General features: G+C 65.2%; 23 protein-coding genes. 13 read left to right on the top strand and 10 right to left on the bottom strand.

What is annotated here, in order from left to right; translation table 11 throughout:
* Positions 1 to 29: 29 nt before the first annotated feature.
* Positions 30 to 1,940, top strand: coding sequence for a potassium transporter Kup (locus AAC014_RS06370; RefSeq protein WP_339705729.1), 1,911 nt, complete (start codon positions 30 to 32; stop codon positions 1,938 to 1,940).
* A 9-nt stretch (positions 1,941 to 1,949) separates the two neighbouring features.
* On the opposite strand, the gene AAC014_RS06365 is transcribed toward AAC014_RS06370, so the two are convergent.
* Together AAC014_RS06365 and AAC014_RS06360 are read right to left on the bottom strand one after the other, a co-directional pair.
* A complete protein-coding gene (locus AAC014_RS06365; RefSeq protein WP_339705726.1) occupies positions 1,950 to 2,354 on the bottom strand; it encodes an aldehyde-activating protein in 405 nt (134 codons plus the stop codon).
* Positions 2,355 to 2,435: 81 nt separating this feature from the next.
* Entirely contained in the window at positions 2,436 to 4,250 is a 1,815-nt protein-coding gene (locus AAC014_RS06360) for a DUF885 domain-containing protein (RefSeq protein WP_339705723.1), read from the bottom strand.
* Between the two features lie 165 nt (positions 4,251 to 4,415).
* Between AAC014_RS06360 and AAC014_RS06355 the strand changes: the two genes are divergently transcribed.
* The 3 genes from AAC014_RS06355 to AAC014_RS06345 all read left to right on the top strand — a co-directional run bounded on the left by AAC014_RS06355 (position 4,416) and on the right by AAC014_RS06345 (position 7,711).
* The gene (locus tag AAC014_RS06355; protein WP_339705720.1) at positions 4,416 to 5,750 is read left to right on the top strand and encodes an MFS transporter; all 1,335 of its coding nucleotides are present in this window, start codon (positions 4,416 to 4,418) and stop codon (positions 5,748 to 5,750) included.
* Positions 5,751 to 5,976: 226 nt separating this feature from the next.
* Positions 5,977 to 6,750, top strand: coding sequence for a cold-shock protein (locus tag AAC014_RS06350; protein WP_339705718.1), 774 nt, complete (start codon positions 5,977 to 5,979; stop codon positions 6,748 to 6,750).
* A gap of 109 nt (positions 6,751 to 6,859) precedes the next feature.
* On the top strand, positions 6,860 to 7,711 hold the full coding sequence (locus AAC014_RS06345; protein ID WP_339705716.1) for a methyltransferase domain-containing protein: 852 nt from the start codon (positions 6,860 to 6,862) through the stop codon (positions 7,709 to 7,711).
* Between the two features lie 83 nt (positions 7,712 to 7,794).
* On the opposite strand, the gene AAC014_RS06340 is transcribed toward AAC014_RS06345, so the two are convergent.
* Positions 7,795 to 8,058, bottom strand: a complete 264-nt coding sequence (locus AAC014_RS06340; RefSeq protein WP_339705714.1) for a YjhX family toxin — start codon at positions 8,056 to 8,058, stop codon at positions 7,795 to 7,797.
* A 293-nt stretch (positions 8,059 to 8,351) separates the two neighbouring features.
* On the opposite strand from AAC014_RS06340, the gene AAC014_RS06335 reads away from it, so the two are divergent.
* From AAC014_RS06335 to AAC014_RS06325, 3 genes are read left to right on the top strand one after another with little or no spacing between them, the layout of a single operon-like run.
* Positions 8,352 to 8,693, top strand: a complete 342-nt coding sequence (locus AAC014_RS06335; protein ID WP_339705711.1) for a metalloregulator ArsR/SmtB family transcription factor — start codon at positions 8,352 to 8,354, stop codon at positions 8,691 to 8,693.
* On the top strand, positions 8,690 to 9,334 hold the full coding sequence (locus AAC014_RS06330) for an SRPBCC domain-containing protein (protein ID WP_339705708.1): 645 nt from the start codon (positions 8,690 to 8,692) through the stop codon (positions 9,332 to 9,334). The genes AAC014_RS06335 and AAC014_RS06330 overlap by 4 nt, the downstream gene beginning before the upstream one ends.
* Positions 9,331 to 9,606, top strand: coding sequence for an SRPBCC domain-containing protein (locus tag AAC014_RS06325; RefSeq protein WP_339706576.1), 276 nt, complete (start codon positions 9,331 to 9,333; stop codon positions 9,604 to 9,606). The genes AAC014_RS06330 and AAC014_RS06325 overlap by 4 nt, the downstream gene beginning before the upstream one ends.
* Positions 9,607 to 9,784: 178 nt before the next feature.
* Here AAC014_RS06325 and AAC014_RS06320 read toward each other — a convergent pair whose 3' ends face one another.
* The 5 genes from AAC014_RS06320 to hppD form a co-directional block, all read right to left on the bottom strand.
* On the bottom strand, positions 9,785 to 10,330 hold the full coding sequence (locus AAC014_RS06320; RefSeq protein ID WP_339705705.1) for a PAS domain-containing protein: 546 nt from the start codon (positions 10,328 to 10,330) through the stop codon (positions 9,785 to 9,787).
* Positions 10,331 to 10,405: 75 nt separating this feature from the next.
* Positions 10,406 to 11,413, bottom strand: a complete 1,008-nt coding sequence (locus tag AAC014_RS06315; protein ID WP_339705702.1) for a fumarylacetoacetate hydrolase family protein — start codon at positions 11,411 to 11,413, stop codon at positions 10,406 to 10,408.
* Positions 11,410 to 12,816 carry a M20/M25/M40 family metallo-hydrolase gene (locus tag AAC014_RS06310; protein ID WP_339705700.1) on the bottom strand — a complete coding sequence of 469 codons (1,407 nt, stop codon included), beginning with the start codon at positions 12,814 to 12,816 and terminating at the stop codon, positions 11,410 to 11,412. Before AAC014_RS06310 ends, AAC014_RS06315 begins: the two co-directional genes overlap by 4 nt.
* An 11-nt stretch (positions 12,817 to 12,827) precedes the next feature.
* The gene (locus AAC014_RS06305; RefSeq protein WP_339705697.1) at positions 12,828 to 13,955 is read right to left on the bottom strand and encodes a homogentisate 1,2-dioxygenase; all 1,128 of its coding nucleotides are present in this window, start codon (positions 13,953 to 13,955) and stop codon (positions 12,828 to 12,830) included.
* Between the two features lie 3 nt (positions 13,956 to 13,958).
* On the bottom strand, positions 13,959 to 15,041 hold the full coding sequence (gene hppD / locus AAC014_RS06300; protein WP_339705694.1) for a 4-hydroxyphenylpyruvate dioxygenase: 1,083 nt from the start codon (positions 15,039 to 15,041) through the stop codon (positions 13,959 to 13,961).
* Between the two features lie 80 nt (positions 15,042 to 15,121).
* On the opposite strand from hppD, the gene AAC014_RS06295 reads away from it, so the two are divergent.
* Genes AAC014_RS06295 through AAC014_RS06280 form a run of 4 tightly spaced genes read left to right on the top strand, consistent with a single transcriptional unit; the run spans position 15,122 to position 17,448 of the window.
* Entirely contained in the window at positions 15,122 to 15,577 is a 456-nt protein-coding gene (locus AAC014_RS06295; protein ID WP_339705691.1) for a MarR family transcriptional regulator, read from the top strand.
* A 38-nt stretch (positions 15,578 to 15,615) separates the two neighbouring features.
* The gene (locus AAC014_RS06290) at positions 15,616 to 15,918 is read left to right on the top strand and encodes a YggT family protein (RefSeq protein ID WP_293780701.1); all 303 of its coding nucleotides are present in this window, start codon (positions 15,616 to 15,618) and stop codon (positions 15,916 to 15,918) included.
* A gap of 10 nt (positions 15,919 to 15,928) precedes the next feature.
* Complete coding sequence (folD, locus tag AAC014_RS06285) at positions 15,929 to 16,828, top strand: bifunctional methylenetetrahydrofolate dehydrogenase/methenyltetrahydrofolate cyclohydrolase FolD (protein WP_339705688.1); 900 nt, start codon at positions 15,929 to 15,931, stop codon at positions 16,826 to 16,828.
* A complete protein-coding gene (locus AAC014_RS06280; protein ID WP_339705686.1) occupies positions 16,828 to 17,448 on the top strand; it encodes a MarC family protein in 621 nt (206 codons plus the stop codon). The genes folD and AAC014_RS06280 overlap by 1 nt, the downstream gene beginning before the upstream one ends.
* On the opposite strand, the gene AAC014_RS06275 is transcribed toward AAC014_RS06280, so the two are convergent.
* The gene (locus AAC014_RS06275) at positions 17,438 to 19,213 is read right to left on the bottom strand and encodes a hypothetical protein (protein ID WP_339705684.1); all 1,776 of its coding nucleotides are present in this window, start codon (positions 19,211 to 19,213) and stop codon (positions 17,438 to 17,440) included. The genes AAC014_RS06280 and AAC014_RS06275 overlap by 11 nt on opposite strands.
* A 122-nt stretch (positions 19,214 to 19,335) precedes the next feature.
* On the opposite strand from AAC014_RS06275, the gene AAC014_RS06270 reads away from it, so the two are divergent.
* Together AAC014_RS06270 and AAC014_RS06265 are read left to right on the top strand one after the other, a co-directional pair.
* A complete protein-coding gene (locus AAC014_RS06270; RefSeq protein ID WP_339705682.1) occupies positions 19,336 to 20,310 on the top strand; it encodes a glycosyltransferase in 975 nt (324 codons plus the stop codon).
* A complete protein-coding gene (locus AAC014_RS06265) occupies positions 20,307 to 20,684 on the top strand; it encodes a GtrA family protein (protein ID WP_339705680.1) in 378 nt (125 codons plus the stop codon). Before AAC014_RS06270 ends, AAC014_RS06265 begins: the two co-directional genes overlap by 4 nt.
* A 7-nt stretch (positions 20,685 to 20,691) precedes the next feature.
* Here the strand turns inward: AAC014_RS06265 and AAC014_RS06260 are convergent, their stop codons facing one another.
* The gene (locus AAC014_RS06260) at positions 20,692 to 21,768 is read right to left on the bottom strand and encodes a phosphatase PAP2 family protein (RefSeq protein ID WP_339705678.1); all 1,077 of its coding nucleotides are present in this window, start codon (positions 21,766 to 21,768) and stop codon (positions 20,692 to 20,694) included.
* Positions 21,769 to 21,824: the final 56 nt, after the last annotated feature.

Here is a 21,824-nt window from a genome sequence, read left to right as displayed (position 1 = left end):
ACCGCGGCACCGGCGCCCCGCATCCGTCCATGACCGGACCCCACAACCCGCACGGGCCGTCTTCAGACAGCCATGACGGTATCGCGAAGCTCGCGGTCGCCGCGATCGGCATCGTGTTCGGCGACATCGGCACATCGCCGCTCTACGCGTTTCGCGAGACGTTCGCGGGGCATCACCCGCTCGCGCTCGATGCGGTTCACATCTACGGTGTCATCAGCCTCATCTTCTGGTCGATGATGCTGGTGGTGACGATCAAGTACGTCACCATCATCATGCGCGCGGACAACAAGGGGCAGGGCGGCAGCCTTGCGCTGCTCGCGCTGATTTCGCGCAGTACGGGACACGCGCGGCTTGGCGTGGTGATCGTGATGCTGGGCGTATTCGCGACCGCGCTGTTCTATGGCGACAGCATGATCACCCCTGCGATCTCGGTGCTTTCGGCGGTTGAGGGTCTCGTGGTGGTGAACGACGCGTTCGAACCGCTAGTGCTGCCGATCGCGGTGTTCATCCTCGTCTTCCTGTTCCTCATCCAGTCGCGCGGCACCGCCAAGGTCGGCGCGCTGTTCGGCCCGATCATGGTGCTCTATTTCCTGGTGCTCGCCGTGCTCGGGATCGTGAACATCGCGAAAGACCCCGAAATCCTGACGGCGCTCAACCCGTGGTACGCCTTCCAGTTCTTCCTGCTCGACGGCTGGCTCGCTTTCCTCGCGCTCGGTTCCGTCGTCCTCGCCGTGACCGGCGCGGAGGCGCTCTATGCCGACATGGGGCACTTCGGGCGCCGCCCGATCCGCTTTTCGTGGCTGTGGTTCGTGATGCCGGGGCTGATGCTCAACTACATGGGGCAGGGCGCCATGATCGTGAGCATGACACCCGCCGAAGCCGAGGTGGCGATCCGCAACCCGTTCTTCATGCTGGCGCCCGAAGACCTGCGGCTGCCGCTCGTCGGTCTTGCGACACTCGCCACGGTGATCGCCAGCCAGGCGGTGATCTCGGGCGCATTTTCGGTGACGCATCAGGCGATCCAGCTCGGCTTCATGCCGCGCCTCACCATCAAGCACACCAGCGCCTCGACACAGGGGCAGATCTACATCCCGGTGATCAACTGGCTGCTGATGTCGGCCGTGATCCTGCTCGTGCTGATGTTCCAGAATTCGAGCAACCTCGCCGCCGCCTACGGCATTGCCGTGACAGGCGCGATGCTGATCGACACGTGCCTGCTCGGCGTCGTGCTGTTCTCGCTGTGGAAATGGAAGCCGTGGCTCGCCATTCCGCTGCTCGCGGCATTCTTCATCGTCGACGGCGCCTATTTCGCCGCGAACCTCACCAAGGTTCCCGACGGCGGCTGGTTCCCGCTGCTCATCGGCGTTGTCGCCTTCACGATGCTGACGACATGGTCGAAGGGTCGCCTGTTGATGCGCCAGCGGATGCAGGAAGCCGCGATGCCGATGGAAATCTTCGTGAAGTCCGCTGCGAACAGCGCCATCCGTGTGCCCGGCACCGCGATCTTCATGTCATCGGAGCCGACCGGGGTGCCCCACGCGCTCCTCCACAATATGAAGCACAACAAGGTGCTGCACGAACGCGTGATCGTGCTCACCGTGGCGATCGAGGATATTCCCTACGTCGAGACGTGCGACGTGGTTGAAACGCAGGATCTGGGGCAGGGCTTCTACCGGATGAAGCTGCGCTACGGCTTCATGCAGGAAACCGATATTCCGAAGGCGCTGTCGCCGGTGAACACCTGCGGGCCGAAGTTCGACATGATGCAGACGAGCTTCTTCCTTTCGCGCCAGACGCTGATCGCGGCGCCGAAACCCGGCATGGCGCTGTGGCGCGAAAAGCTGTTCGCCTGGATGTTGCGCAACGCGGCGACCGCAATGGAATTCTTCAAGCTGCCGACCAATCGCGTGGTGGAACTCGGCAGTCAGGTCGAAATCTAGCGGCGGGGTTCAGCCGAGAGTGCGTGCCTCGCGCACGTAGCTGAAATCGCCCGCGCCGGACCAGGTGCGCCCGTCCGGAAAACGCAGTTCGATGCCGGCGAGATCCTTCTCGTCCGCCAGCCACATGTTGACGCCCATCATGCTGTTTCCGAACTTTGAGACGGCGCTTTCGGTTAAGGTGAAATGCGCTGTCGCGCCGCACGCGGGGCAGAAGTGGATTGCCGCGGCGGGATCATCCTTGTCCTGCCGGGAATAGGTATTCGTCGCGCCTTCGACGCTGACCTCCGATGGATGATAATAGGCCCAGCGCGCGCCCGACTTCGTGCAAAGCGTGCAGTTGCATTCGTGGATGTAGTCGGGCCGTTTTTCGGTCGCGATGCGGACCTGGCCGCAGAGGCAGGAAAGCTGGAGCATGGGCGGGGCCTATACTGTGTAGGCCGGCGGCCGGATAGCCGCCATTCCGGCCTGGACCGGAATGGCGGCTCTATCGGACGCTTATTTCTTCGACGCGATCCAGTCGTCGATCTTCTTTTCCAGAACGGCGAGCGGCAGGGCGCCGGTCATCAGCACCTGCGCGTGGAAATCGCGGATGTCGAACTTCGGCCCGAGCGCCTTTTCGGCGCGCGCGCGCAGTTCCTGGATCTTCATCGCCCCGACCTTGTAGGCGAGCGCCTGGCTGGGGATGGCGATGTAGCGCTCGACCTCTGCGGTTGCATCGGTGCGGCCCATGTCGCTGTTGGCGAGCATGTATTCGATCGCCTGATCGCGGGTCCAACCCTTCGAATGGAGGCCGGTATCGACGACAAGCCGCATCGCGCGCAGCATCTCGTCCGACAGCGTGCCGACACGTTGGTACGGGTCATCGAAGAAGCCCATCGGGTAGCCGAGCGTTTCGGCATAGAGCGCCCAGCCTTCGATGTAGGCGGTGTTGCCGCCGAAGCGCATGAAGCTCGGCAGGGCGGTGTTCTCCTGCGCGAGGCTGATCTGGAAATGATGCCCGGGCGCTCCTTCGTGGAGGTAGAGCGTCGTCATGCCCGGCGTGGTGCGCGAGGGCAGATCGTAGGCGTTGAAATAGAAGATGCCGGGGCGGGTGCCGTCGGGCGTGCCCTGCTGGTACGAGCCGCCCGCCTCGTGCTTCTCGCGGAAGGGTTCATAGGGGCGGATTTCGAGCGGCGACTTCGGCACCGTGGAGAAATACTCCGGGACTTTCGCGTCCACGGCCTTGCCGATCTCATAGTATTTTTCGGTCAGCCATTCTCGCGACTGCGGCTTGAACTGCGGATCGGTGCGCAAATAGTCGAAGAACGCGGGCAATGTGCCCTTGAAGCCGACCTCGGCCTTAACCTTCTCCATGCCCGCCTTGATGCGCTCCACCTCGGAAAGGCCGATGTTGTGGATGTCTTCGGCTTTGAGCGGCAGCGTCGTCGTGTTCTCGATGAGCTGTGCGTACAGCACGGGCCCGCCCTTCATCGCGGAAAGGCCGACCTGATCGCGCGCCAGGGGGAGGTACTCGGTCTTCAGGAAATCGTGGAGCCGCTTGTATGTCGGATAGACCTTGCCTGTGATCATCGCGCGGTATTCGGCCTTGAGGCGCGCCTGATCCGCGGCGGAGATGCCTTCGGGGAACTTGGTGACAGGGCTGTAAAACGGGGAGTCCTCCGGCGCCTGCGCGAGCTGGGTGGCGAGCTGTTCGATGACGTTGTTGATCGTGAGCTTCGTTTCGACGACGCCTGACGCCATGCCTTCACGGAAGCGGCCGACAGAGCGGTCGAGCAGCGTCACGTAGTCCTGATGGCGCTTCAGGTTGTTCTCGTAGTCGGCGAGCGTCGCGAAGGGCGCGCCGCCGGTGGCCGATGCGAACGACGGGTAGAAGGTGTGGAAGCCGCTGAAGTGGTTGATCGGGCGCACGACGGTGAGCGCGAGGATTTCGGGGGTGAGGCCCTTGAGCGTCTCCTCGGTCTGCCACTTGAACACGTCGTAGGCGATGCGGTCGGTGGCATCGAGCGCGTTGCGGTCGATCGCCTTCAGGCGCGCAAGGTCGCTTTCGCCGGCGGCACGCTCGGCATTGTAGTACGCGTCGGTGATGTAGTCGCCGAGCCGGTCCGCGTAGCGCATGTCGCCGCGGAACAGCGCCTGGATCGGATTGCGCTTGAGGCTCGCTTCGTCCGAATCCTGGAAGAGCTGCCAGAGCGCCTGATGGGCGGGGTTCTGCGCCGCGGCAGAGGCCGTCGCCGGCGTTTGGGCCGAGACGGGGGCGGCGAGCGTGAGCGAAAGCGCGATGGCGAAAGCCGACGCAAAGGTGCGCGTCATCAATGAAGTCCTTTCGGGAAAAGCGATCATGACGGGTTCATACGCTGCGCTGCCGGGAGTTGCTATACGCCCGTCGAACAGCGTGAGTGGTTCATCGAAGCGGGGTGGTGATCCTCCCAGCATCGCTAGGGCGGTGTCCGCGCCCCAACCGATAAGCTGGGCTGTGTGACCCGGCTTCCGACGCGCACGCTTGCCGCCTATGCGGGCCCCGGCCTTCCCGTCGCCGCGCTCGGGCTTCCGCTCGTCATTTATCTGCCGCCTTATTACGCGGGCACGCTGGGTCTCGATCTTGCCGCGGTGGGGTTCGTCTTCTTCCTCGTGCGGATGCTCGACATGCCGCTCGATCCGCTGCTCGGGCATTTCATGGACGGCACGCGCAGCCGCTGGGGACGGTTCCGGCCGTGGCTGGTGGCGGGCGGGCTCACGCTCCTTGTCGCAACGGTCGCGGTGTTCTTCGCGACGCCGGGCATCACCGTTTGGTATCTGTTCGGCTGGCTGATGCTGCTGTTCGCCGGTCATTCGATGCTGAACGTCTTGCACATGGCGTGGGGCGCGACGCTGTCGGGCGATTATCACGAACGCTCGCGCGTGTACGGCTGGTGGATCGGTGGGCATCTCGTGGGGCTGATCGCCGTGCTCGTGCTGCCTGCCGTGCTCGGGCAGGTCATGGGCGCGGATGCGCCGAGGCCGGTGCACCTGATGGGCGCCTTCATCCTCGCCATCATTCCGCTCACGGTGATCGGCGCCATCGTGGGCGCGCGGGAGGGCGCGGCGCAGGCGGAACACCCGCGGATCACGTGGGCGGATGTCCGCAGGCTGTTTTCGAACCGGACGCTGGCGATGCTGCTGCTTGCCGACGTGCTGGTGAACCTCGCGCCGGGCGTGACGGGCGCGCTGTTCGAGTTCGTCTTCGTGCGCCTGCTCGACTTCACACATGCCGGGGCGGCGGTGATGCTGCTCATCTACTTCGGCAGCGGCCTCCTTGCGCTACCGCTGTGGCTGCACCTTGCCGCGCGCCTTGGCAAACAGCGCGCCGCCGCCGCCGCGTGCGTGATCGGGGCGGCGCTGCATATCGCGGCGTTCCTCGTCTTCGATCCGGCGCAGGCGTGGCTGTCGTATCTCGCGATCGGGCTCGCCGGGACGCCCTATGCCGCGCCCGGCTTCCTGCTGCGCGCGATGCTGGCTGACGTCGGCGACGAGGAGCGGCTGGCGGGCGGCGCGGACCGGATCGGACTGCTGAATGCCGTGCTGACGACGGCGATGAAGCTCGGCTACGCGCTGCCGGTGGGGATCTTGTTCCCGATTCTCGCGCTTGTCGGGTTCAGTGCCGAAGCGGCGGCAGAGAGCGCCCCGGGTGCGCTGCTGTGGGTCGAGGGCTTCTGGATCGTGCTGCCGCCGGTGATCCTCGTGCCCGCCGCGCTCGTGCTCGTGCGATTGCCGCTCAGCGCGGTGCGGCACGCCGAAGTGCAGGCTGCACTCGCCCGTGCCGGAAAGAACTGAGAACGCGTCTTTTTCGCTCGCAGCTTTTGCGAATCTCCTGTAGGCTGGCGAAGTTCATGTCAGTTTGAGACTGGTACGAACGTTCATCATGAATGTCCGTGGGCGCACGGATTTTGTTTTGGGAACAACAGACTGTCGAACGCCGCGAATAGAATTTGGCCGAGAACGACAGTGCTGTGGCGGCATGCGCCCGGCTGCCGACGTCATTCAGACTGGATATCACGACATGGGTTTTGATGGCCGCAAGCGCGGTGGGGACCGTGGCTATGACCGCCGCGGCGGAGGACGCGATTCGTTCGGCGGTGGCGACGATTTTTACGATTCCGGCCGTAGCTTCGGCGGCGGCGACCGCTTCGGCGGCGGTGGCGGCGGCGGTGGCTTCGGAGGCGGTGACCGCTTCGGTGGCGGCGGCGGCGGTGGTTTCCGCGGCGGCGGCGCCGGTGGCGGCGGCGGGTTCGGTGGCGGCGCAGGCCGTGACGCCGGCACCTCGCTCGGCACGGCTTCGGGCACGGTCAAGTGGTTCAACGCCACGAAGGGCTTCGGCTTCATCGCCCGCGACAGCGGCGAAGACGTGTTCGTGCACATCAGCGCGGTCGAACGCGCCGGTCGCACGACGCTCGATGAAGGCCAGCCGGTCACGTTCTCGATCTTCGATCGCGGCGGACGCCTCTCGGCTTCCGATCTCGTGGTCGACGGTGAGGCGCCCGAGCGTCCTGATCGCCCCGAACGTCCGGCCCGCGACCGCGGTCCTTCGGGCGGTGGTGCCATGGACGACGACTTCACGCCCGGCGAACGCATCGAAGGCACGGTCAAGTTCTTCAATACCATGAAGGGCTTCGGCTTCATTTCGCGCGGCGACGGCAAGCAGGACGCGTTCGTGCACATCAGCGCGCTCGAGCGTGCCGGTCTCACGAGCCTCGCCGAAGGCCAGCGCGTCAGCTTCGAGCTGGCACGCGACCGCCGCGGCAAGGTCGCTGCAGGCAATATCGAACTGCTCTAAACGAGCAGCCGCAATCGATTCGGGGAGGATCGAACGCAGGAGGGGCCGGCGCGAATACGCGTCGGCCCTTTTCGTTTGATGATCATGCCGATTGCACACGCACTGTGCGGTGATCGCTTTCGATCGCATTGCAGTTGAGCTTCTCCCCGTTCAGGCTGGTGGCATGAAAGCGCATTCGACAGTGCAGGACGTTGGCGATCAGGCTCGAGCTGACTTGGCAGATCTGATCGATTTGCAAATGTCTCCATTAGGCTTGGTCGCTATGGACGCCTTGGCCCCAGCCGCCGGGCAAACGATTTTGGACGTCGGTTGCGGTGCAGGAGAGACGATCCTGCAGCTGGCTGATCGAGTAGGTCCGACCGGCCGCGTCATTGGCGTGGATGTAGCCCCGCGTGTTCTGGCTGTTGCGGCTACAAGGGCGGCTCACCTGTCTCAGGTAACATTGTTGCAGGAGGATGCTGCGAGTCTTGCACTGCCTGACCAGAGTGTCGATGGCGTCTTTTCCAGGTTTGGAACGATGTTCTTTGCTGACCCGACGCAAGCATTTGCGAACATACATAGAATACTGAGACGTGGCGGCAGGGTCGGTTTCATCTGCTGGCGATCTATGCAGGAAAACGAATTGGATTTCTTTCCCGTTGAAGCCGCGGGTTTGAAAATTACAGTCGATGCGACGCCATTCAGCTTCGAGAATGCCGATACCATCAATCTTGTTCTTCGATCCGCAGGCTTTGAATGTATCTGTGTCAAGGCATACGACGCCGACATTTCCAGTGGTGACGCCGACGCGATGTTGAGGGTCATCACGCGTGTTGGCGCCCTGGGAAAGGTCTTGAGGGAAACGCCTGCACTTCTGTCGAAAGCTGAACCGCAGGTCCGTGCCGCACTGCGAGCGCGCGAGCGGGGCGGCAAGGTGAGCTTGGGTGCGGCAACATGGATCGTCACTGCAACTGCCGCATGAAGGCAAAAAAATAACCACATTAGCTTTGCCTGCGGCCGCGACGTGCAGCCGGGCTGTATCTCTCGACACAGCCCGGCCTTGTGTCATGCCCCCTGATTGTCGAGCTGCGCGCGGACGGAGATGCGGCCGCGCTTCGAAATTCGATAGGGGCTGCCCGACCGGGATTCGATCAGACGTTTCCGCCGCAACTGGTGGAAAACCGTCAGGTCGAAGCCGGCCAGGAACATCCCTTCACGTGTGACGCAGGCCACGGACGTGATTTTGCGGCCATCGCCGCGCTCATGCAGAATGCGGCCGCCAAGGGCCAGAACGTGCAGCGCACGCTGCTCGTTTCGTGAGATATTCATGGAAGTCTCGTAAGATAGACGTGAAAAATACCCCGAGCGCATTGCGCCCGGCGGCTTTGAATTCACGAGGCTCTCTGAGGTTCAGAGAGCCTTATCGTACAAGCTCAGACATCCACTCTCCGGTTACCGCGAAGCGAACAGGGTCGCCGCGTATCCCGCCAATATAGGGATCGCGCGTTCCCGCTGACAAATAAAAAGCTGGCATGGCCCGATGCGTGCGGCGCGCGCTGAAACTTAGCTGATCGGCGAAGTTTTTGCTTGCGCGACGTCGGTGTCGTGAATTACTTAGCAACATGACTAAGCATGATCCCGAACTTTCACGGCTGTTCCATGCGTTGGCCGATCCGACCCGGCGGTCGATCCTCTCCCGCCTCGCGGCGACACCGGCGGGCGTGACGGATCTGGCGGACCCCACGGGGCTGCGGCTGCCCACGGTGATGCGGCACCTTTCGGTGCTCGAGGACGCGGGATTGATCACCTCGTCCAAGGACGGGCGGGTCCGCACCTGCGCGCTTGTTCCCGAGGCGCTGGAACCGGCGCGGACGTGGCTCGATGAGCATCGTGCCATTTGGGAAGAGCGGCTGGATCGGCTGGACGCATTTGTGATGAACGTGATGAAGGAGCGCAAAGAATGACACAGACCTTCGCTGCAGACGCACACCGAGCGTCCGATGACGGCAGCCCCTTTGTGACACTCACCTTCGAACGGAATGTTGCTGCGCCGCCCGCCGTGCTGTGGGAAGCGTGGACGGCCCCGGCCGCACGCGCGATCTGGGCTTCGCCTTCGCCCTCCGTGACTGTCGAAATGCTCGAAAGCGACACAAGGGTCGGGGGGCGCGAGATTTCGCTCTGCAAGGTGGAAGGCGAGCGCGATATCTGCTGTGAGAATGGCTGGCTCGTGCTGCAGCCGGCGGCGCGCAGCGTGAATTACGAGGTGATCTCGTGCGAAGGCGCGACGCTGTCGGCGGCGCTGGTGACGGCGCAGATCGAAGATGCGGACGGGCACAGCCGCTTGGTTGTGACGGTGCAGCTGTCCTCACTCGCGCAGGATATGGCGGCCGGCTACCGGGAGGGCTTCGGCGCCGGTCTCGACAATCTGGCTGCCGTCGCCGAGCGAACCATGATTTTGCAGCGCGTGATCCAGGCGCCGAAGTCGATCGTTTGGGGCGCGTGGATGAATGCCGAAACGCTGCCGCAATGGTGGGGCCGGACGGATTTTCATGCCGCACGACGCGGATCGATCTGCGCGCGGGCGGCGAGTGGGTGTTCGACATGATCGGGCCGGACGGCACCGTGTTCCCGAACCATCATCTCTATAACGAGGTTCGCCCCGAAGAGCGGATCGGCTACGCGCTGCTTTGGGGCGAGAACGGCCCCAAGCACGCGGATGCCTGGGCCGCGTTCGAGGAACAGGACGGCGCGACGAAAGTAACGCTCGGCATGGTCTTCAGCACGGCGGCGGAATTTCAGGATGCGAAGGGGTTCGGCGCCGTGGAACTGGGGCATCAAACGCTGGGCAAGCTGGAACGCTTCATCACTGCCCGCTGAAGCGCCAGGGCGCATCGACATTCAGTTCTGACGGCCTGCAAATGGCGGCTTTCCGCGCTTCCGGTGCTCACGTACCTTTCGTACGCTCCGCTCCGGGTCGCGAAAACCCACCATTTTCGGCACGTCATCTTCTGAATGTCGACCCGCCCTGGAGCGGGCGCGCGCCCGCTTTCGGAAATCAGCCCCGGATGGGAACGATGCGCGCGGCGGCGGGGCGTTCGCTATGGCGCGCGGTTTCGCGCCAGCTGACGACGCCGAAGACCACGTCGATCGCGCCGCCGTTCGTGGTGAACGGCATCAGCAAGGCGCGGTAGATGCCGGGGTGGCCCGTGGCGGTTTCATAAGGCGTTTCGACCGACAGCGGCACGGCGCGGCTGAGCAGTTCGGGCAAATAGCTGCTAATGCGCATCAGAAGCGAGCCCGGCGGCGCTTCGGCGAGGCCGATGACATCGGTATCGACGCCGCCTTCGGCCTGGAGCGCCTCGCCGATGAGACGGAGGTGCGGACCTTCGTTTTCGTCGAGATCGATGACGAAGCTCTGCGTGCAGCGGTCCTCGATCAGCATCGGATCGAAATCGCTCCAACGGGGCACGCTGCCGGCGCGCGGCAGCGTCGCCCAGTAATTGTGCGCCTGCATATGCAGGCGGCGTTCCTGCGAACCCGTGCTGACCGGAGGCAGCGCCTTTGCGCGGCGAAGCGCGGAAACCTTGCTGCCGAGTGTCATGTACGCGCTCCCTTAATACAGTGCGCGCGACCCTGCCCCAGCAGGCGTTAACAGGTTGGAAACAGAAGCGCCGCTTCAGCCCGCCGCGACGGTTTGTTCGATCGCGCCGAAGACGCTGTGGCCCGTGGCATCGTCCACCCAGATTCGCACCGTGTCGCCGTATGTGAGGAACGGCGTTTCGGGCTTCCCCGACAGGATCGTTTCGACCATCCGCACCTCTGCCAGGCACGAATAGCCGAGGCCGCCCTGCACGATGGGCTTGCCCGGCCCGCCGCCGGCGTCGCGGTTCGAAACCGTGCCCGAGCCGACGATCGAGCCCGCTTCGAGATCGCGCGTCTTGGCGAGGTGCGCGATCAGCACGCCGAAATCGAAGGTCATGTCGACATCCGTTTCGGCGCGGCCGAACGGCTGGCCGTTCAGATCGACCTTGAGCGTGCCGATAAGCTTGCCGCCGTCCCACGCGGCGCCAAGTTCGTCGGGCGTCACGAACACCGGCGAGAAAGCGCTCGCGGGCTTGGACTGGAGGAAGCCGAAGCCCTTGGCGAGTTCGGCGGGGATGAGATTGCGCAAGGACACGTCGTTGACGAGGCCGACGAGGCGGATGTGCGCGCGCGCGTCCTCGGGCGAAATCCCTTGCGGCACGTCGCCCGTGACGACGACGACCTCGGCTTCGAGATCGCAGCCCCAGCTTTCGTCGGCGAGCACGATCGGATCGCGCGGGCCGACGAACGAATCGCTGCCACCCTGATACATCAGCGGATCGGTCCAGAAGCTTTCGGGAAGCTCTGCGCCGCGCGCTTTCCGCACCAGCTCGACGTGGTTCACATAGGCGGAGCCGTCCGCCCACTGATACGCGCGCGGAAGGGGCGAATGCGCCTCACGCTCGTGGAAGCGCATCATGGGAATCGCTTCGTGCGCGAGATCGGTGGCGAGGGCTTCGAGCTTCGGCGCTGCCACATCCCAATCGTCGAGCGCGGCCTGCAGCGTCGGGGCGATGGCGGAGGCGTCCGCGCACCACGCAAGATCCTTCGAAACGACGACCAGACGGCCGTCGCGTCCGCCCTTCAGGCTGGCAAGCTTCATTTCTTCCCTCCGGCAAGCGTTTTGATGAGGTGCGGCCAATAATCGAGGCCGTTGTAGAAGGAGGCGACGGGCGCGTTCTCGTCGAGCCCGTGCGCGCGCATTTTCTTCATGTCCATGAAGACGGGCGAGACGGCAAAGGTGGGAACGCCCGCGATGCGGAACCACATGCCATCGGTGCCACCCGATTCCTGATAGGGCGTGATCGCGACGCCGGGGTAATGCAGCGCCAGCGCCGATTTCACGGCTGCGGTCACGTCCGGGCGGGGTTCGGAAACCGGGCTGGCCGTCGGCGTGCCGCGCACCTTCCATTCGGCCTTCGGATTGCCACCCGCCTGCTCGAGCGCGGCCTGCACGGTGGCAACCTCGACGCCGGGGAAGATGCGGCAGTTCACTGTGCCGATCGCGCGCTGCGGCAATGCGTTTTCGGCGTGACCCGCGTTCAGCATCGTGGCGACGCAGGTGGTGCGCATCTCGGGCTCGAATTCCTCGCTCGAAGCGAGCGCGGCGGCGGCTTCGGCATCGTTCGGGTTTTCGGAGAAACGGCGCAGCATCTCGGCGACCTGCGGCTGCGAGGCTTTCAATTCCTTCGCCATCGCACCGAACGAGGCGCGCGTGACGCTGTTCGCCTGGATCGGGAACTTGAGCGCCTCGACGTTCTTGAGGAGCGCGGCGAGATCGTAGATCGCATTGTCCTTGCGCGGGCGGCTGGAATGACCACCCTCGTTGCGGATCGTGACGTCGAAGGTGGCGAAGGTCTTCTCGGCGACCTGCATCCCGTAGCCGAAGGGCTTGCCGTCCGGCGTGAGCGCGCCGCCGCCGGCATCTGAATTCAGCGCATATTCAAGCTTCACGGGCTTCAGCGCGTCGACGAGCGCGCGCGTTGTCGTCATGCCGGTTTCCTCGTCGCCGGAGAAGGCGAGGTAGAGGTCGCGGTCCGGCACGAAGCCGCTCGTTTTCAGATCGGCGAAGGCGCGCGTGAGGTGGGCGACGCCCATCTTGTTGTCGAGCGTGCCGCGGCCAAGGAAGTCGCCGTCCTTCTCGCGCAGAACGAAGGGATCGAACGACCAGTCCTCGGGCTTCGCGTCCACCACGTCCATGTGCGCGAGGTAAGCGACGGGCGGCTTCTTGCTGCCCGCTTTGCCGGGATAGCGGGCGAGGAGGTACACGGTCTCGCCCATCGGCACGACCTTGATGTCCGCGTCGGCAAAGCCCGCCGCCTTCAGATCCTTGACGACGCGCGCCGCAACCTCGGGCACCTTGCCGTGACCGGCGGCGGAGCGAATCTCGACGATGTCCTTGTAGAGGCTGAGCGCTGCGGTGCCTTGCGGCGAATTGGGCGCGGCGGCATTCGCCATCGGTGCGGCGAGGCACAGCATCGCCGCGGACAGGATCATGGGTTTCATGTGGGGCCCCTTCAGGATTTGCTTTTCCAGCTATCCTTGTAACCGGTCCATTCGACAGCGGAAGCCGCTTCGCCGATTTCGAGCGGATCGCGCGTGTCGATCATCACCGCATACTCGTCGGTCATCGGCTTGGGCTGCTCGAACATGCGGGTGAGCGCCTTGGGGTGGGGGCCGTGCGTGAAGCCGCAAGGGTGCAGCGTCATCATGCCGGGGTGGATGTTGTCGCGGCTGAAGAAGTCGCCGTCGTGGTAGAACAGCACTTCGTCGTAATCGTCGTTGTTGTGAAAGAACGGCACCTTCAGCGCCTTCGGGTCCGTTTCGAACGGACGCGGCGCGAAGGTGCAGATCACGAAACGATCAGCCAGGAAGGTCGTGTGCGCTGAGGGGGGCACATGGTAGCGGTGGCTCATGATCGGGCGGATGTCGCGCACGTTGAGCCGCGCAACCGAAAGCTCGCCGTGCCAGCCCACCGCATCGAGCGGGTTGAACGGATAGGTCATCCACGAAACCTGCCCGCGCTTCTTCACCGCGACGCGTGTTTCGGTGTCGCCCTGCTGCGCGCGGAAGGCCTCGTCGATCTCGGGCGTATCCATCACCGCCGGATCGAAGATCGCGTGCGGCCCCAGAAGGCCCTTGTCCGGGAGCGTGTAGCTGCAGTTGGTCGCCTCGACCGCGAGGATCTGCATCGGTTCGGTGGGCACGATGCGCCACATCGTGCCGCGCGGGATCACGACATAGTCGCCCTGTCCGATCACGAGATGACCGAAATCGCAGAAGAAATCGCCGCTGCCGCGGTGCACGAACAGGATCTGATCGCCGTCGCCGTTGCGATCGAGCGCCGTCATGGCGTCGGCGAGGCGCCACAGGCGGATTTCGGTCGCCTTGTTGTGCAGCACGACCGGGGCGGACCAAAGCGAGTTCGGCGCTTCGTTGATCTGCGTGAGATCGAAGGCGCGGGGCGCGAGCGGCCCGTCGAAATCGGTCCAGCCCGTGGGCGGATTGCGGTGATAGAAGAAGGCGGCGGGGCCGAAGAAGCCTTCCTTCGACATCTCGCGCTCGTAGGTGCCCTCGGGAAGATCGGCGTGCGCCTGACGGCTCGCTTCGCCCTTCACCAGCGGGAAATTGAGGTAGCGCTTCATGGCTCAGCCCTCCGCGGTTTCGAGCACGCCGCGCTCGATCTGGTCGCGCTCGATTGATTCGAACAGCGCCTTGAAATTGCCCTCGCCGAAGCCTTCGTCCTTCTTGCGCTGGATGATCTCGAAGAACACCGGGCCGAGCACGTTGCCCGAGAAGATTTGCAGGAGCAGGCGCGGGTCGTTGTTCTCGGTGGAGCCGTCGAGCAGGATGCCGCGGGACTTCATCGCGTCAACGGGCTCGCCGTGGCCGGGCAGGCGCTCGTCGAGCATTGCATAATAGGTTTCGGGCGGTGCGGTCATGAACGGCAGGCCGAGCGCTTTCAGGCTGTCGATCGTGGAATAGATGTCGGCCGTGGAGAGCGCGACATGCTGGATGCCCTCGCCGTTGAAGGCCATCAGGAACTCTTCGATCTGGCCGCCGCCCTGCTTGGCTTCCTCGTTCAGCGGAATGCGGATCTTGCCGTCCGGCGCCGTCATCGCCTTGCTGGTGAGGCCGGTGTATTCGCCCTTGATGTCGAAGTAGCGAATCTCGCGGAAGTTGAAGAGCTTCTCGTAGAACTCCGCCCAGAACTTCATGCGGCCGCGATAGACGTTGTGCGTGAGGTGATCGATGATCTCCAGCCCCGCGCCCTTGGGATGGCGGTCAACACCTTCGAAATAGCGGAAATCGATGTCGTAGATGTCCGCATCGTCGCCGTAGCGATCGATGAGATAGATGAGACTACCGCCGATGCCCTTGATGGCGGGGAGCCGAAGCTCCATCCAGCCGGTGGCGGTCGGCATGGGTTCGGCGCCGTTCGCGACGGCGTGCGCATAAGCCTTCGCGGCGTCCTTCACGCGGAAGCCCATCGCGCAGGCGCCGGCTTCATGTTCCTCGGCGAAGAAGGCGGCGGGCGAGCGCGGCTCGGCGTTCAGCAGGAAGTTGACGTGGCCCTGCCGGTAAAGCGTCACGTCCTTCGAGCGGTGCTTAGCGATGGGGGTGAAGCCGAGCTGGCGGAACACACGATCGACGACCGCAGGATCCTGCGCTGAGAACTCCAGGAATTCGAATCCGTCGAGCCCTGCCGGGTTTTCGAAAAGGTCGGCCATTGACGCTCACTCCCTCATTTGCTTCGAGTCGCTATTCCGTGATATTAGTTTCATATGAAACTTGTTGCAAGTGGAACGATATGCCTCCGATCCGTCTCGACACGTTCCTGCCCTACCGCGTCGCGGTGCTCTCCGACCGGCTGAGCCAGCGGCTCGCGCGGGTCTATGAAGGCTGCGGCCTGTCCTCGCCGCAGTGGCGCGTGCTTGCGGCGGTCGCCGAGAAGCCGGGGCGGAGCGCGCAGGACGTGGTGCGGATGACCCCGATGGAGAAGGCGACGGTAAGCCGGGCCGTTTCCGCGCTGATCGCGCGCGGTCTGATGCGCCGCGCGGCGGACGACCGCGACGGCCGCACCTCGCGCCTGACGCTGACGACGGAGGGGGAGCGCCTGTACGGCGAGATCGCGCCCGGCGTGCTCGCGATCGAGGCGGATATCGCGGCGCGCTGCGACAAGGCGGGGCTGCTCGCCGCGATCGATGCGATCGAGAACGGGCTCGGCGCGGAGGACGCGGTGGACACCGTTTCGGTGCGCCGTTAGGAGACAGGCCTGCACGGTGTGCCAAGGAATGGACTCGCATGAATACGGTCGCAGCTCTGCTCGGTATCTTCACGATGGTCATCCAGCTCGTGATCTGGATCATCATCGCGCAGGTCATCATCAGCTGGCTGGTGGCGTTCAACGTCATCAACACCAGCAATCAATTCGTCCGCAGCCTGCTGACCGGGCTCGACCGGCTGACTGAGCCGATGATGCGGCCGATCCGGCGCGTGCTCCCCGATCTCGGCGGTATCGACCTTTCGCCGATGGTGCTGATCCTCGGCCTCATCCTCATCCAGCGGCTGGTTCCGGCGCTGGTTTTCGACATCATGGCGGGCTGAAAGTTTTCAAATGACGGCTGAGCGTATCGACGGCAAGGCATTTGCCGAGGGTCTCCGCGGACGTGTGTCCGCCGCGGTTGCGCCATTTCTCGCGGCGACGGGGCGCAGGCCCGGCCTCGCGGTCGTGCTCGTGGGCGAAGACCCGGCGAGCCAGGTCTATGTCGGATCGAAGCACAAGGCGACGGTCGAGGCCGGCATGGTGAGCTTTGAGCATCGGCTGCCTGCCGACACGCCCGAGGCCGATCTGATCGCGCTCGTCGAAACGCTGAACGCCGACGAGAGCGTCGACGGCATCCTCGTGCAGATGCCGCTTCCGAAGCACATGCGCGAGAGCGCGGTGATCGAGGCGATCGACCCCGAAAAGGATGTGGACGGGTTTCATATCGTGAACGCGGGGCGGCTGGCGACCGGGCTTCCCGGGCTCGTACCGTGCACGCCGCTCGGCTGCATGATGCTGCTGGAAGACCGGATCGGCCGCGACCTTTCGGGGAAGCGCGCGGTCGTGATCGGCCGATCGAACATCGTCGGCAAGCCGATGGCGCAGCTTCTACTCGCCGCGAATGCAACCGTCACCATCGCGCACAGCCGCACGGCTGACCTGCCTTCGGTGGTGCGCGAGGCGGACATCGTGATTGCCGCCGTCGGTCGCCCGGAAATGGTGCGCGGCGACTGGCTGAAGCCGGGCGCGGTCGTGATTGATGTCGGCATCAACCGCATCGCGGCGCCGGAACGCGGCGAGGGCAAGACGCGGCTCGTCGGCGACGTCGCCTACGCCGAGGCCATGGAGACCGCGAGCGGGGTGACGCCGGTTCCGGGCGGTGTCGGGCCGATGACCATCGCCGTGCTTCTGCGCAACACGCTCGTCGCCGCGCATCGCCGCGCCGGGCTGCCCGCACCCGAAGGGCTCTGATGACCGAGCTGTTCATCTCGGCGCTCGCCACGCTTTTCGTGGTGATCGATCCGCCGGGGTGCGCGCCGATCTATTCTTCGCTGACGGCGGGCGCGTCCGCGCAGCAGCGGCGGTCCATGGCGATCCGATCGGTGCTGGTGGCAGCGGCGGTGCTGCTGTTCTTCGCCTTCCTCGGCAAGGGGATGCTCGCGGCGCTCGGCATCAGCCTTGATGCGTTCCGCATCGCGGGCGGCATCCTGCTGTTCCTGATCGCGTCCGAAATGGTGTTCGAAAAGCGTACCGAACGGCGCAATTCGCGCGCGCAGGAGGTGGCATCGAAGGAGATCGAGGACGTCTCGGTGTTCCCGATGGCGATCCCGATGCTCGCCGGGCCGGGCTCGATCGCGAGCGTGATGCTGCTCACCTCGCAGGCGAACGGCTGGATGGAGCGCAGCGTTGTGCTTCTTGCGCTCGGCATCGTGCTGGCGCTGACATTGCTCGCGCTTCTGACCGCAGGGCCGCTGATGCGGCTGCTCGGCGAGAAGATCGAGGCGATGATCACGCGGCTGCTCGGCGTCATCCTTGCCGCGCTCGCCGCGCAATACGTGATCGACGGAATCCGGGCGAGCTTCAGCCTTTGATCCGGTAAAGCCGCAAGGGGGACCCCTTGGGCATCGGCACGGGTTCGAGCCACGCCGGAACCTCTCCGCCTTCCAGCCGTGCCCAGAGACCCCCGGGCGCTTCTTTCTTCGCGGCGGCGAGGTCGTTGGTGCCGACGCAGCCGAGCACATAGGTCGCGCCGTAGCGCGTGGCGATCATCTTTGCCTCCTCGTCGTCCGCGCGCCACAGGCGGACGGAGTCAGCGATGGAGGCCGCATTGCGGTGGTAGGGGCCGGCGATGACGCTGTGCGGTGTGTGGACGAGGATCGCGGGCCCCATGTCGAACACGTCGGCGATGATGCCCTCGGGCACACCGTTCAGCGGTGCGAGTGTCGCGGATGCGGTGCACGAGGCGAGAGGTGCGGCCGCTGGGGCGGCATTGCCGGAGCCGCCCAGGCGCTTTGCCGCGAGCGCGGCGAACATGGGTAGCGCGCTGGTGAGGCCGACGAGCACGAGCATGGTTGCGCCGATACGCGGCAGTGTCGACGGGATCGCGCGGGCGCGGGGCAGCAGCATCGCGGTGACGGCGGCTGCGGCGATCGCGGCGAGAGCGTTCGGCCCGGTCGCGGCGCGGAGCTGCAGGAACATCAGCCATGTCGTGGTGGCGAGCAGGCCGAACACGAGGCTCCAGCCGAAGCGGCTGTCCGCGTCCGCGCGGCGCAGCATCACGAAGGCGCAGGCGATACCGATGAAGGGATAAAGGCCGAACGCGATCGCGGTTTCGGGCTCGGTGCCGAGATAGCTGATGATCGAACGCGCCTCGCTGATGCGGGCGAGGACCGGCAGGAACGCTGGGTCGAGCATCGCCATCGGGCCGCCCGCGCAGTGCGGGAAAGCGACGAGCACCGCAACGCCGACGCTCGCGAAGCCGATAGCCGCGGCGATAGCGCGCCTCAGCGGTGACGTGAGCACATCGATCTGCGGCAGGATCGCGGCGAGCGCGCCGCCGAAAACGAGCGGCGCGGCATAGACGGGCGAGAAGGCATCGCACGCGGCGAACCACCAGCGCGCGGGCGGCACGAAGGCCGGAAAGGCAAGTGCCGATCCCACCACTAGCGCGACGCCGTAGCCTGCGAGCATCCGCCCGAGTGCCGGCTCACGGCACCAGCCGAGCACGAGGATCGCGCCGACGACCACGAGGTGCGGGAGCATCTCAAGTCCGATGACGAGCGCCGCGACGGTGGCGAGACCAGCAAGGACACCCGACGAAAAGCGGCGGCGCGGATCGGCAAGCGCTGCGACGGCGCACAGCATGAACGCGATCTGCCAATTGTGGTGATCGATCCTGAGCGGCTTGAACAGCGACAGGATCTGGCCGCTTGCCGCGATGAACACCGCCGCGAGGATGGCGGCCTGCCGCTCGGCGAGACGGAATGCGGCGAGCGCGGCGGCGCCCATCGTGACGAGAAGCGCAAGGAGCGGCACGGCGGTGCCTGCGATGCGCTCGGCAACAGCGCGGCCGAAAACGGGCTCGGTGAGGGCGATGATGCCCGCGATCGGCAGGTCGACGAGGCGCGACCAATGCATGTTCGCGCCTGCGGGCGGGTTCATGCGGTGCTGATCGACATCGCCCCACGCCTGCCCGCCAAGCCAGTCGCGCACCTGCATCAGCCGCTGCGCGTCGTCGGTATCGGGAAGGTCGAGCGCGGCGATATCCGCGCGGTTCACGATCGTGAGCGCGAGCGCGGCGAGCAGCCAGATGATGAGCAGCGGCACGAGGAAGCCGCGGGTCCGATCCGTATCCATGTGCGCTGCTCTACGGCGTACGTGGTTAACAGTCGGCTTCGAAGAGCCGCGATATTAACCTGTTGGAAGCCATCGCCGCCCTAGAGTTTCGCCAATCGGAACTTTCCGCCCGAGGAACAGTCATGGTCTCGATCCCCTCAGCCTCGCAGTTCGACACCGCGCAGTCGCGGGTCGGCCTTGCCACCGCCGTCGTGCTGCCGTGCTACAACGAGGCGGCGACGATCGCGCATGTGGTCGCGAGCTTTGCGGACGCGCTTCCCGGCGCGGTCATCTACGTGTTCGACAATAATTCCTCCGACGACACGGCGCGCGTGGCGGAAGGCGCGGGCGCGATCGTCATCCGTGAGGAGCGGCAGGGCAAGGGCCACGTCGTGAGGCGCATGTTCGCCGAGGTGGATGCCGACATTTACGTGATGGCGGACGGCGACGGCACCTATGCGGCGGCCGATGCGCCGATGCTGGTGAAGGCGCTCGTCGAACGCCGGCTCGACATGGTGGTGGGAACGCGGCGCGGCGTGCGGCAGGACGCCGGGCGATCCGGCCACGCGATCGGCAACCGCCTGTTCAACGGCGTGTTCCAGTGGATGTTCGGCGACGATTTCAGCGATATCTTTTCGGGCTACCGCGTGTTCAGCCGCCGCTTCGCCAAGACCTTTCCGGCGGTAAGCCGCGGCTTTGAGATCGAGACCGAAATGTCCGTCCACGCGAGCCAGCTGATGCTGCCGGTCGCTGAGATCGAGACCGATTACGGCGTGCGGCCGGAAGGCTCTGTGAGCAAGCTCCGCACCTTCCGCGACGGCTTTCGCATCCTTTCGGTGTTCTTCCTGCTGCTGAAGGAGACGCGGCCTGCGTTCTTTTTCGGCGGGCTCGCCGCGCTCTTGACGCTCGTGTCGCTGGCGTTCGGCCTGCCGGTCGTTGCCGAGTATCTGGAAACCGGCCTCGTGCCGCGCTTCCCGACTGCGATCCTCGCCGCCGCGCTGATGATCATTGCGGCGATGTCCGCGATGTGCGGGCTCATTCTCGATTCGGTCTCGCGCTCGCGCGTGGAACTGAAGCGCATGTTCCTGCTGACGCAGCGCGGGCTGCCGACGCCGTGAAGGCGCGGCTTCGCGAAGGCGCTGCGTTTCTGGCGATCGGGGGCGCCGCGTTCGTTCTCGGCGCGGTGAGCCTCGAAGCGCTGGTTCGTGCGGGTGTTTCTCCCTATGCGGCGCAGGTTCCGGCGCTCAGCCTTGCGATCCTGACGACGTGGATGGGTAACCGGCGCTGGACGTTTCGCGTGGATGCGCCGCCGACGTGGCGGGAATTCCTCCGCTATGTCGGCGCCTCGCTTGGCGGGCTGGCGGTCAACGCCGCCACCTTCTCCGCGCTTACCTACGCCGGGCTGCCGACGACGCCGGCATTCGCCGCCGCGACGATCGCGGCGATGGGGTTCAATTTCTTCAGCTACAAGTTCGCTGTTTTCGCGCGCTGACGCCTATTCAGCGAGCGCGAGGGCAGGTTCGCGGTGCGCGCGCGGCGAGCATCACCTCGGCGACGCGACCGCAGACATACCAGATGAGGACAGCGAGCACGGCTGCGGCGATCCCGTCGATCGCATAGTGCCAGCCGAGGTGGATTGAGCCGATCCAGATCAGCGTCGCATAAACCCACATCACCCAGCCGAGCACGCGGTTGATGCGCATACCGCCGAGCGCGAACAGGACGGCGAGCGCATTGTGCATCGAGGGCATCGCCGAAATACCGCCGCCGAGCACGAGCGTGCCGTTGCCGTTGAAGTGGTTGAGGAGCGCCTGCTGGTTCTTGAGTGCGGCGATCCCGACGCCGCCTTCCGCGATGAGCGTCCGGTCGTAGCTGTCGAGCGTGTCCATCAGTGCGGTGAACGTCGGCGCGCCGCCCGCGAAATCATCGTAGAAGCACGGCCCCGCGGCCGGGAGCAGCCAAGCAAGCACGGATCCGATCAGAATCCACGAAACCGCGTAGCTGAGCACATACTGCGTGCGCAGGTGCGAATCGCGCAGGTACGCGCAGACGATGACGCCGAGCGTCATCGGTACGAACCAGCCGTGGTAGAAACTGTCGATGGCGAGCGTCGCGGCCGGGCCGCTCAGAATTTTGTGCGTCACGACCCACGGGTCGGTGCCGAGGAACAGCGCCTTGTCCCACGCCGCGAACAGCGGATCGAGGTGGAAGCCGGCGCGCGGCAGGACCAGCTGCTTGAAGGCATTGAACGACGCCAACATGATCGCGCAAACGAGCGGCGGCGCGGCGAGGCTGAGGAAACGGTCGCGCTGCCAGCGCAGCGCAACGAAGCTGCGGATCACGCCGAACGGGGAGGGGGCGGCGCCTTCGCGGCGCGCGCGGCGCGCGCATTCGACGAAGAGCGCGATGCCGCCCGCCGCGAGCGTGAGAGCACCGAGCGACTGCGCGTAAACCGAGAAAAGCTGGACGAACTGGCCCGCCGGAATGAGCCCGGTGCCGAGCACCACGGCCATGTAAAGCCCGGCGATGCCGAGCATTACGCCCGCCGCGCGAAGCTCGCCGATATCCGCTTTCATCGCCCGTGCCGCCGTTTCCATGGTGCGGCGAGACTAGGGGCGCAGGGTTAAAGGCG

This window comes from uncultured Sphingosinicella sp. (genome assembly GCF_963974575.1).
Taxonomy (GTDB): domain Bacteria; phylum Pseudomonadota; class Alphaproteobacteria; order Sphingomonadales; family Sphingomonadaceae; genus Sphingosinicella.
This window is presented reverse-complemented; position numbering and strand designations above follow the sequence as displayed.

Excerpts from the sequence above, each read along its gene's own strand:
- AAC014_RS06335 (WP_339705711.1), top strand. The coding sequence starts at position 8,352 with ATGACTAAGCATGATCCCGAACTTTCACGGCTGTTCCATGCGTTGGCC.
- AAC014_RS06360 (WP_339705723.1), bottom strand. The coding sequence starts at position 4,250 with ATGACGCGCACCTTTGCGTCGGCTTTCGCCATCGCGCTTTCGCTCACG.
- AAC014_RS06325 (WP_339706576.1), top strand. The coding sequence starts at position 9,331 with ATGATCGGGCCGGACGGCACCGTGTTCCCGAACCATCATCTCTATAAC.
- AAC014_RS06320 (WP_339705705.1), bottom strand. The coding sequence starts at position 10,330 with ATGACACTCGGCAGCAAGGTTTCCGCGCTTCGCCGCGCAAAGGCGCTG.
- AAC014_RS06315 (WP_339705702.1), bottom strand. The coding sequence starts at position 11,413 with ATGAAGCTTGCCAGCCTGAAGGGCGGACGCGACGGCCGTCTGGTCGTC.
- AAC014_RS06330 (WP_339705708.1), top strand. The coding sequence starts at position 8,690 with ATGACACAGACCTTCGCTGCAGACGCACACCGAGCGTCCGATGACGGC.
- AAC014_RS06305 (WP_339705697.1), bottom strand. The coding sequence starts at position 13,955 with ATGAAGCGCTACCTCAATTTCCCGCTGGTGAAGGGCGAAGCGAGCCGT.
- AAC014_RS06340 (WP_339705714.1), bottom strand. The coding sequence starts at position 8,058 with ATGAATATCTCACGAAACGAGCAGCGTGCGCTGCACGTTCTGGCCCTT.
- AAC014_RS06365 (WP_339705726.1), bottom strand. The coding sequence starts at position 2,354 with ATGCTCCAGCTTTCCTGCCTCTGCGGCCAGGTCCGCATCGCGACCGAA.
- AAC014_RS06290 (WP_293780701.1), top strand. The coding sequence starts at position 15,616 with ATGAATACGGTCGCAGCTCTGCTCGGTATCTTCACGATGGTCATCCAG.
- AAC014_RS06350 (WP_339705718.1), top strand. The coding sequence starts at position 5,977 with ATGGGTTTTGATGGCCGCAAGCGCGGTGGGGACCGTGGCTATGACCGC.
- AAC014_RS06310 (WP_339705700.1), bottom strand. The coding sequence starts at position 12,816 with ATGAAACCCATGATCCTGTCCGCGGCGATGCTGTGCCTCGCCGCACCG.
- AAC014_RS06370 (WP_339705729.1), top strand. The coding sequence starts at position 30 with ATGACCGGACCCCACAACCCGCACGGGCCGTCTTCAGACAGCCATGAC.
- AAC014_RS06270 (WP_339705682.1), top strand. The coding sequence starts at position 19,336 with ATGGTCTCGATCCCCTCAGCCTCGCAGTTCGACACCGCGCAGTCGCGG.
- AAC014_RS06280 (WP_339705686.1), top strand. The coding sequence starts at position 16,828 with ATGACCGAGCTGTTCATCTCGGCGCTCGCCACGCTTTTCGTGGTGATC.
- AAC014_RS06260 (WP_339705678.1), bottom strand. The coding sequence starts at position 21,768 with ATGAAAGCGGATATCGGCGAGCTTCGCGCGGCGGGCGTAATGCTCGGC.
- folD (WP_339705688.1), top strand. The coding sequence starts at position 15,929 with ATGACGGCTGAGCGTATCGACGGCAAGGCATTTGCCGAGGGTCTCCGC.
- hppD (WP_339705694.1), bottom strand. The coding sequence starts at position 15,041 with ATGGCCGACCTTTTCGAAAACCCGGCAGGGCTCGACGGATTCGAATTC.
- AAC014_RS06295 (WP_339705691.1), top strand. The coding sequence starts at position 15,122 with ATGCCTCCGATCCGTCTCGACACGTTCCTGCCCTACCGCGTCGCGGTG.
- AAC014_RS06275 (WP_339705684.1), bottom strand. The coding sequence starts at position 19,213 with ATGGATACGGATCGGACCCGCGGCTTCCTCGTGCCGCTGCTCATCATC.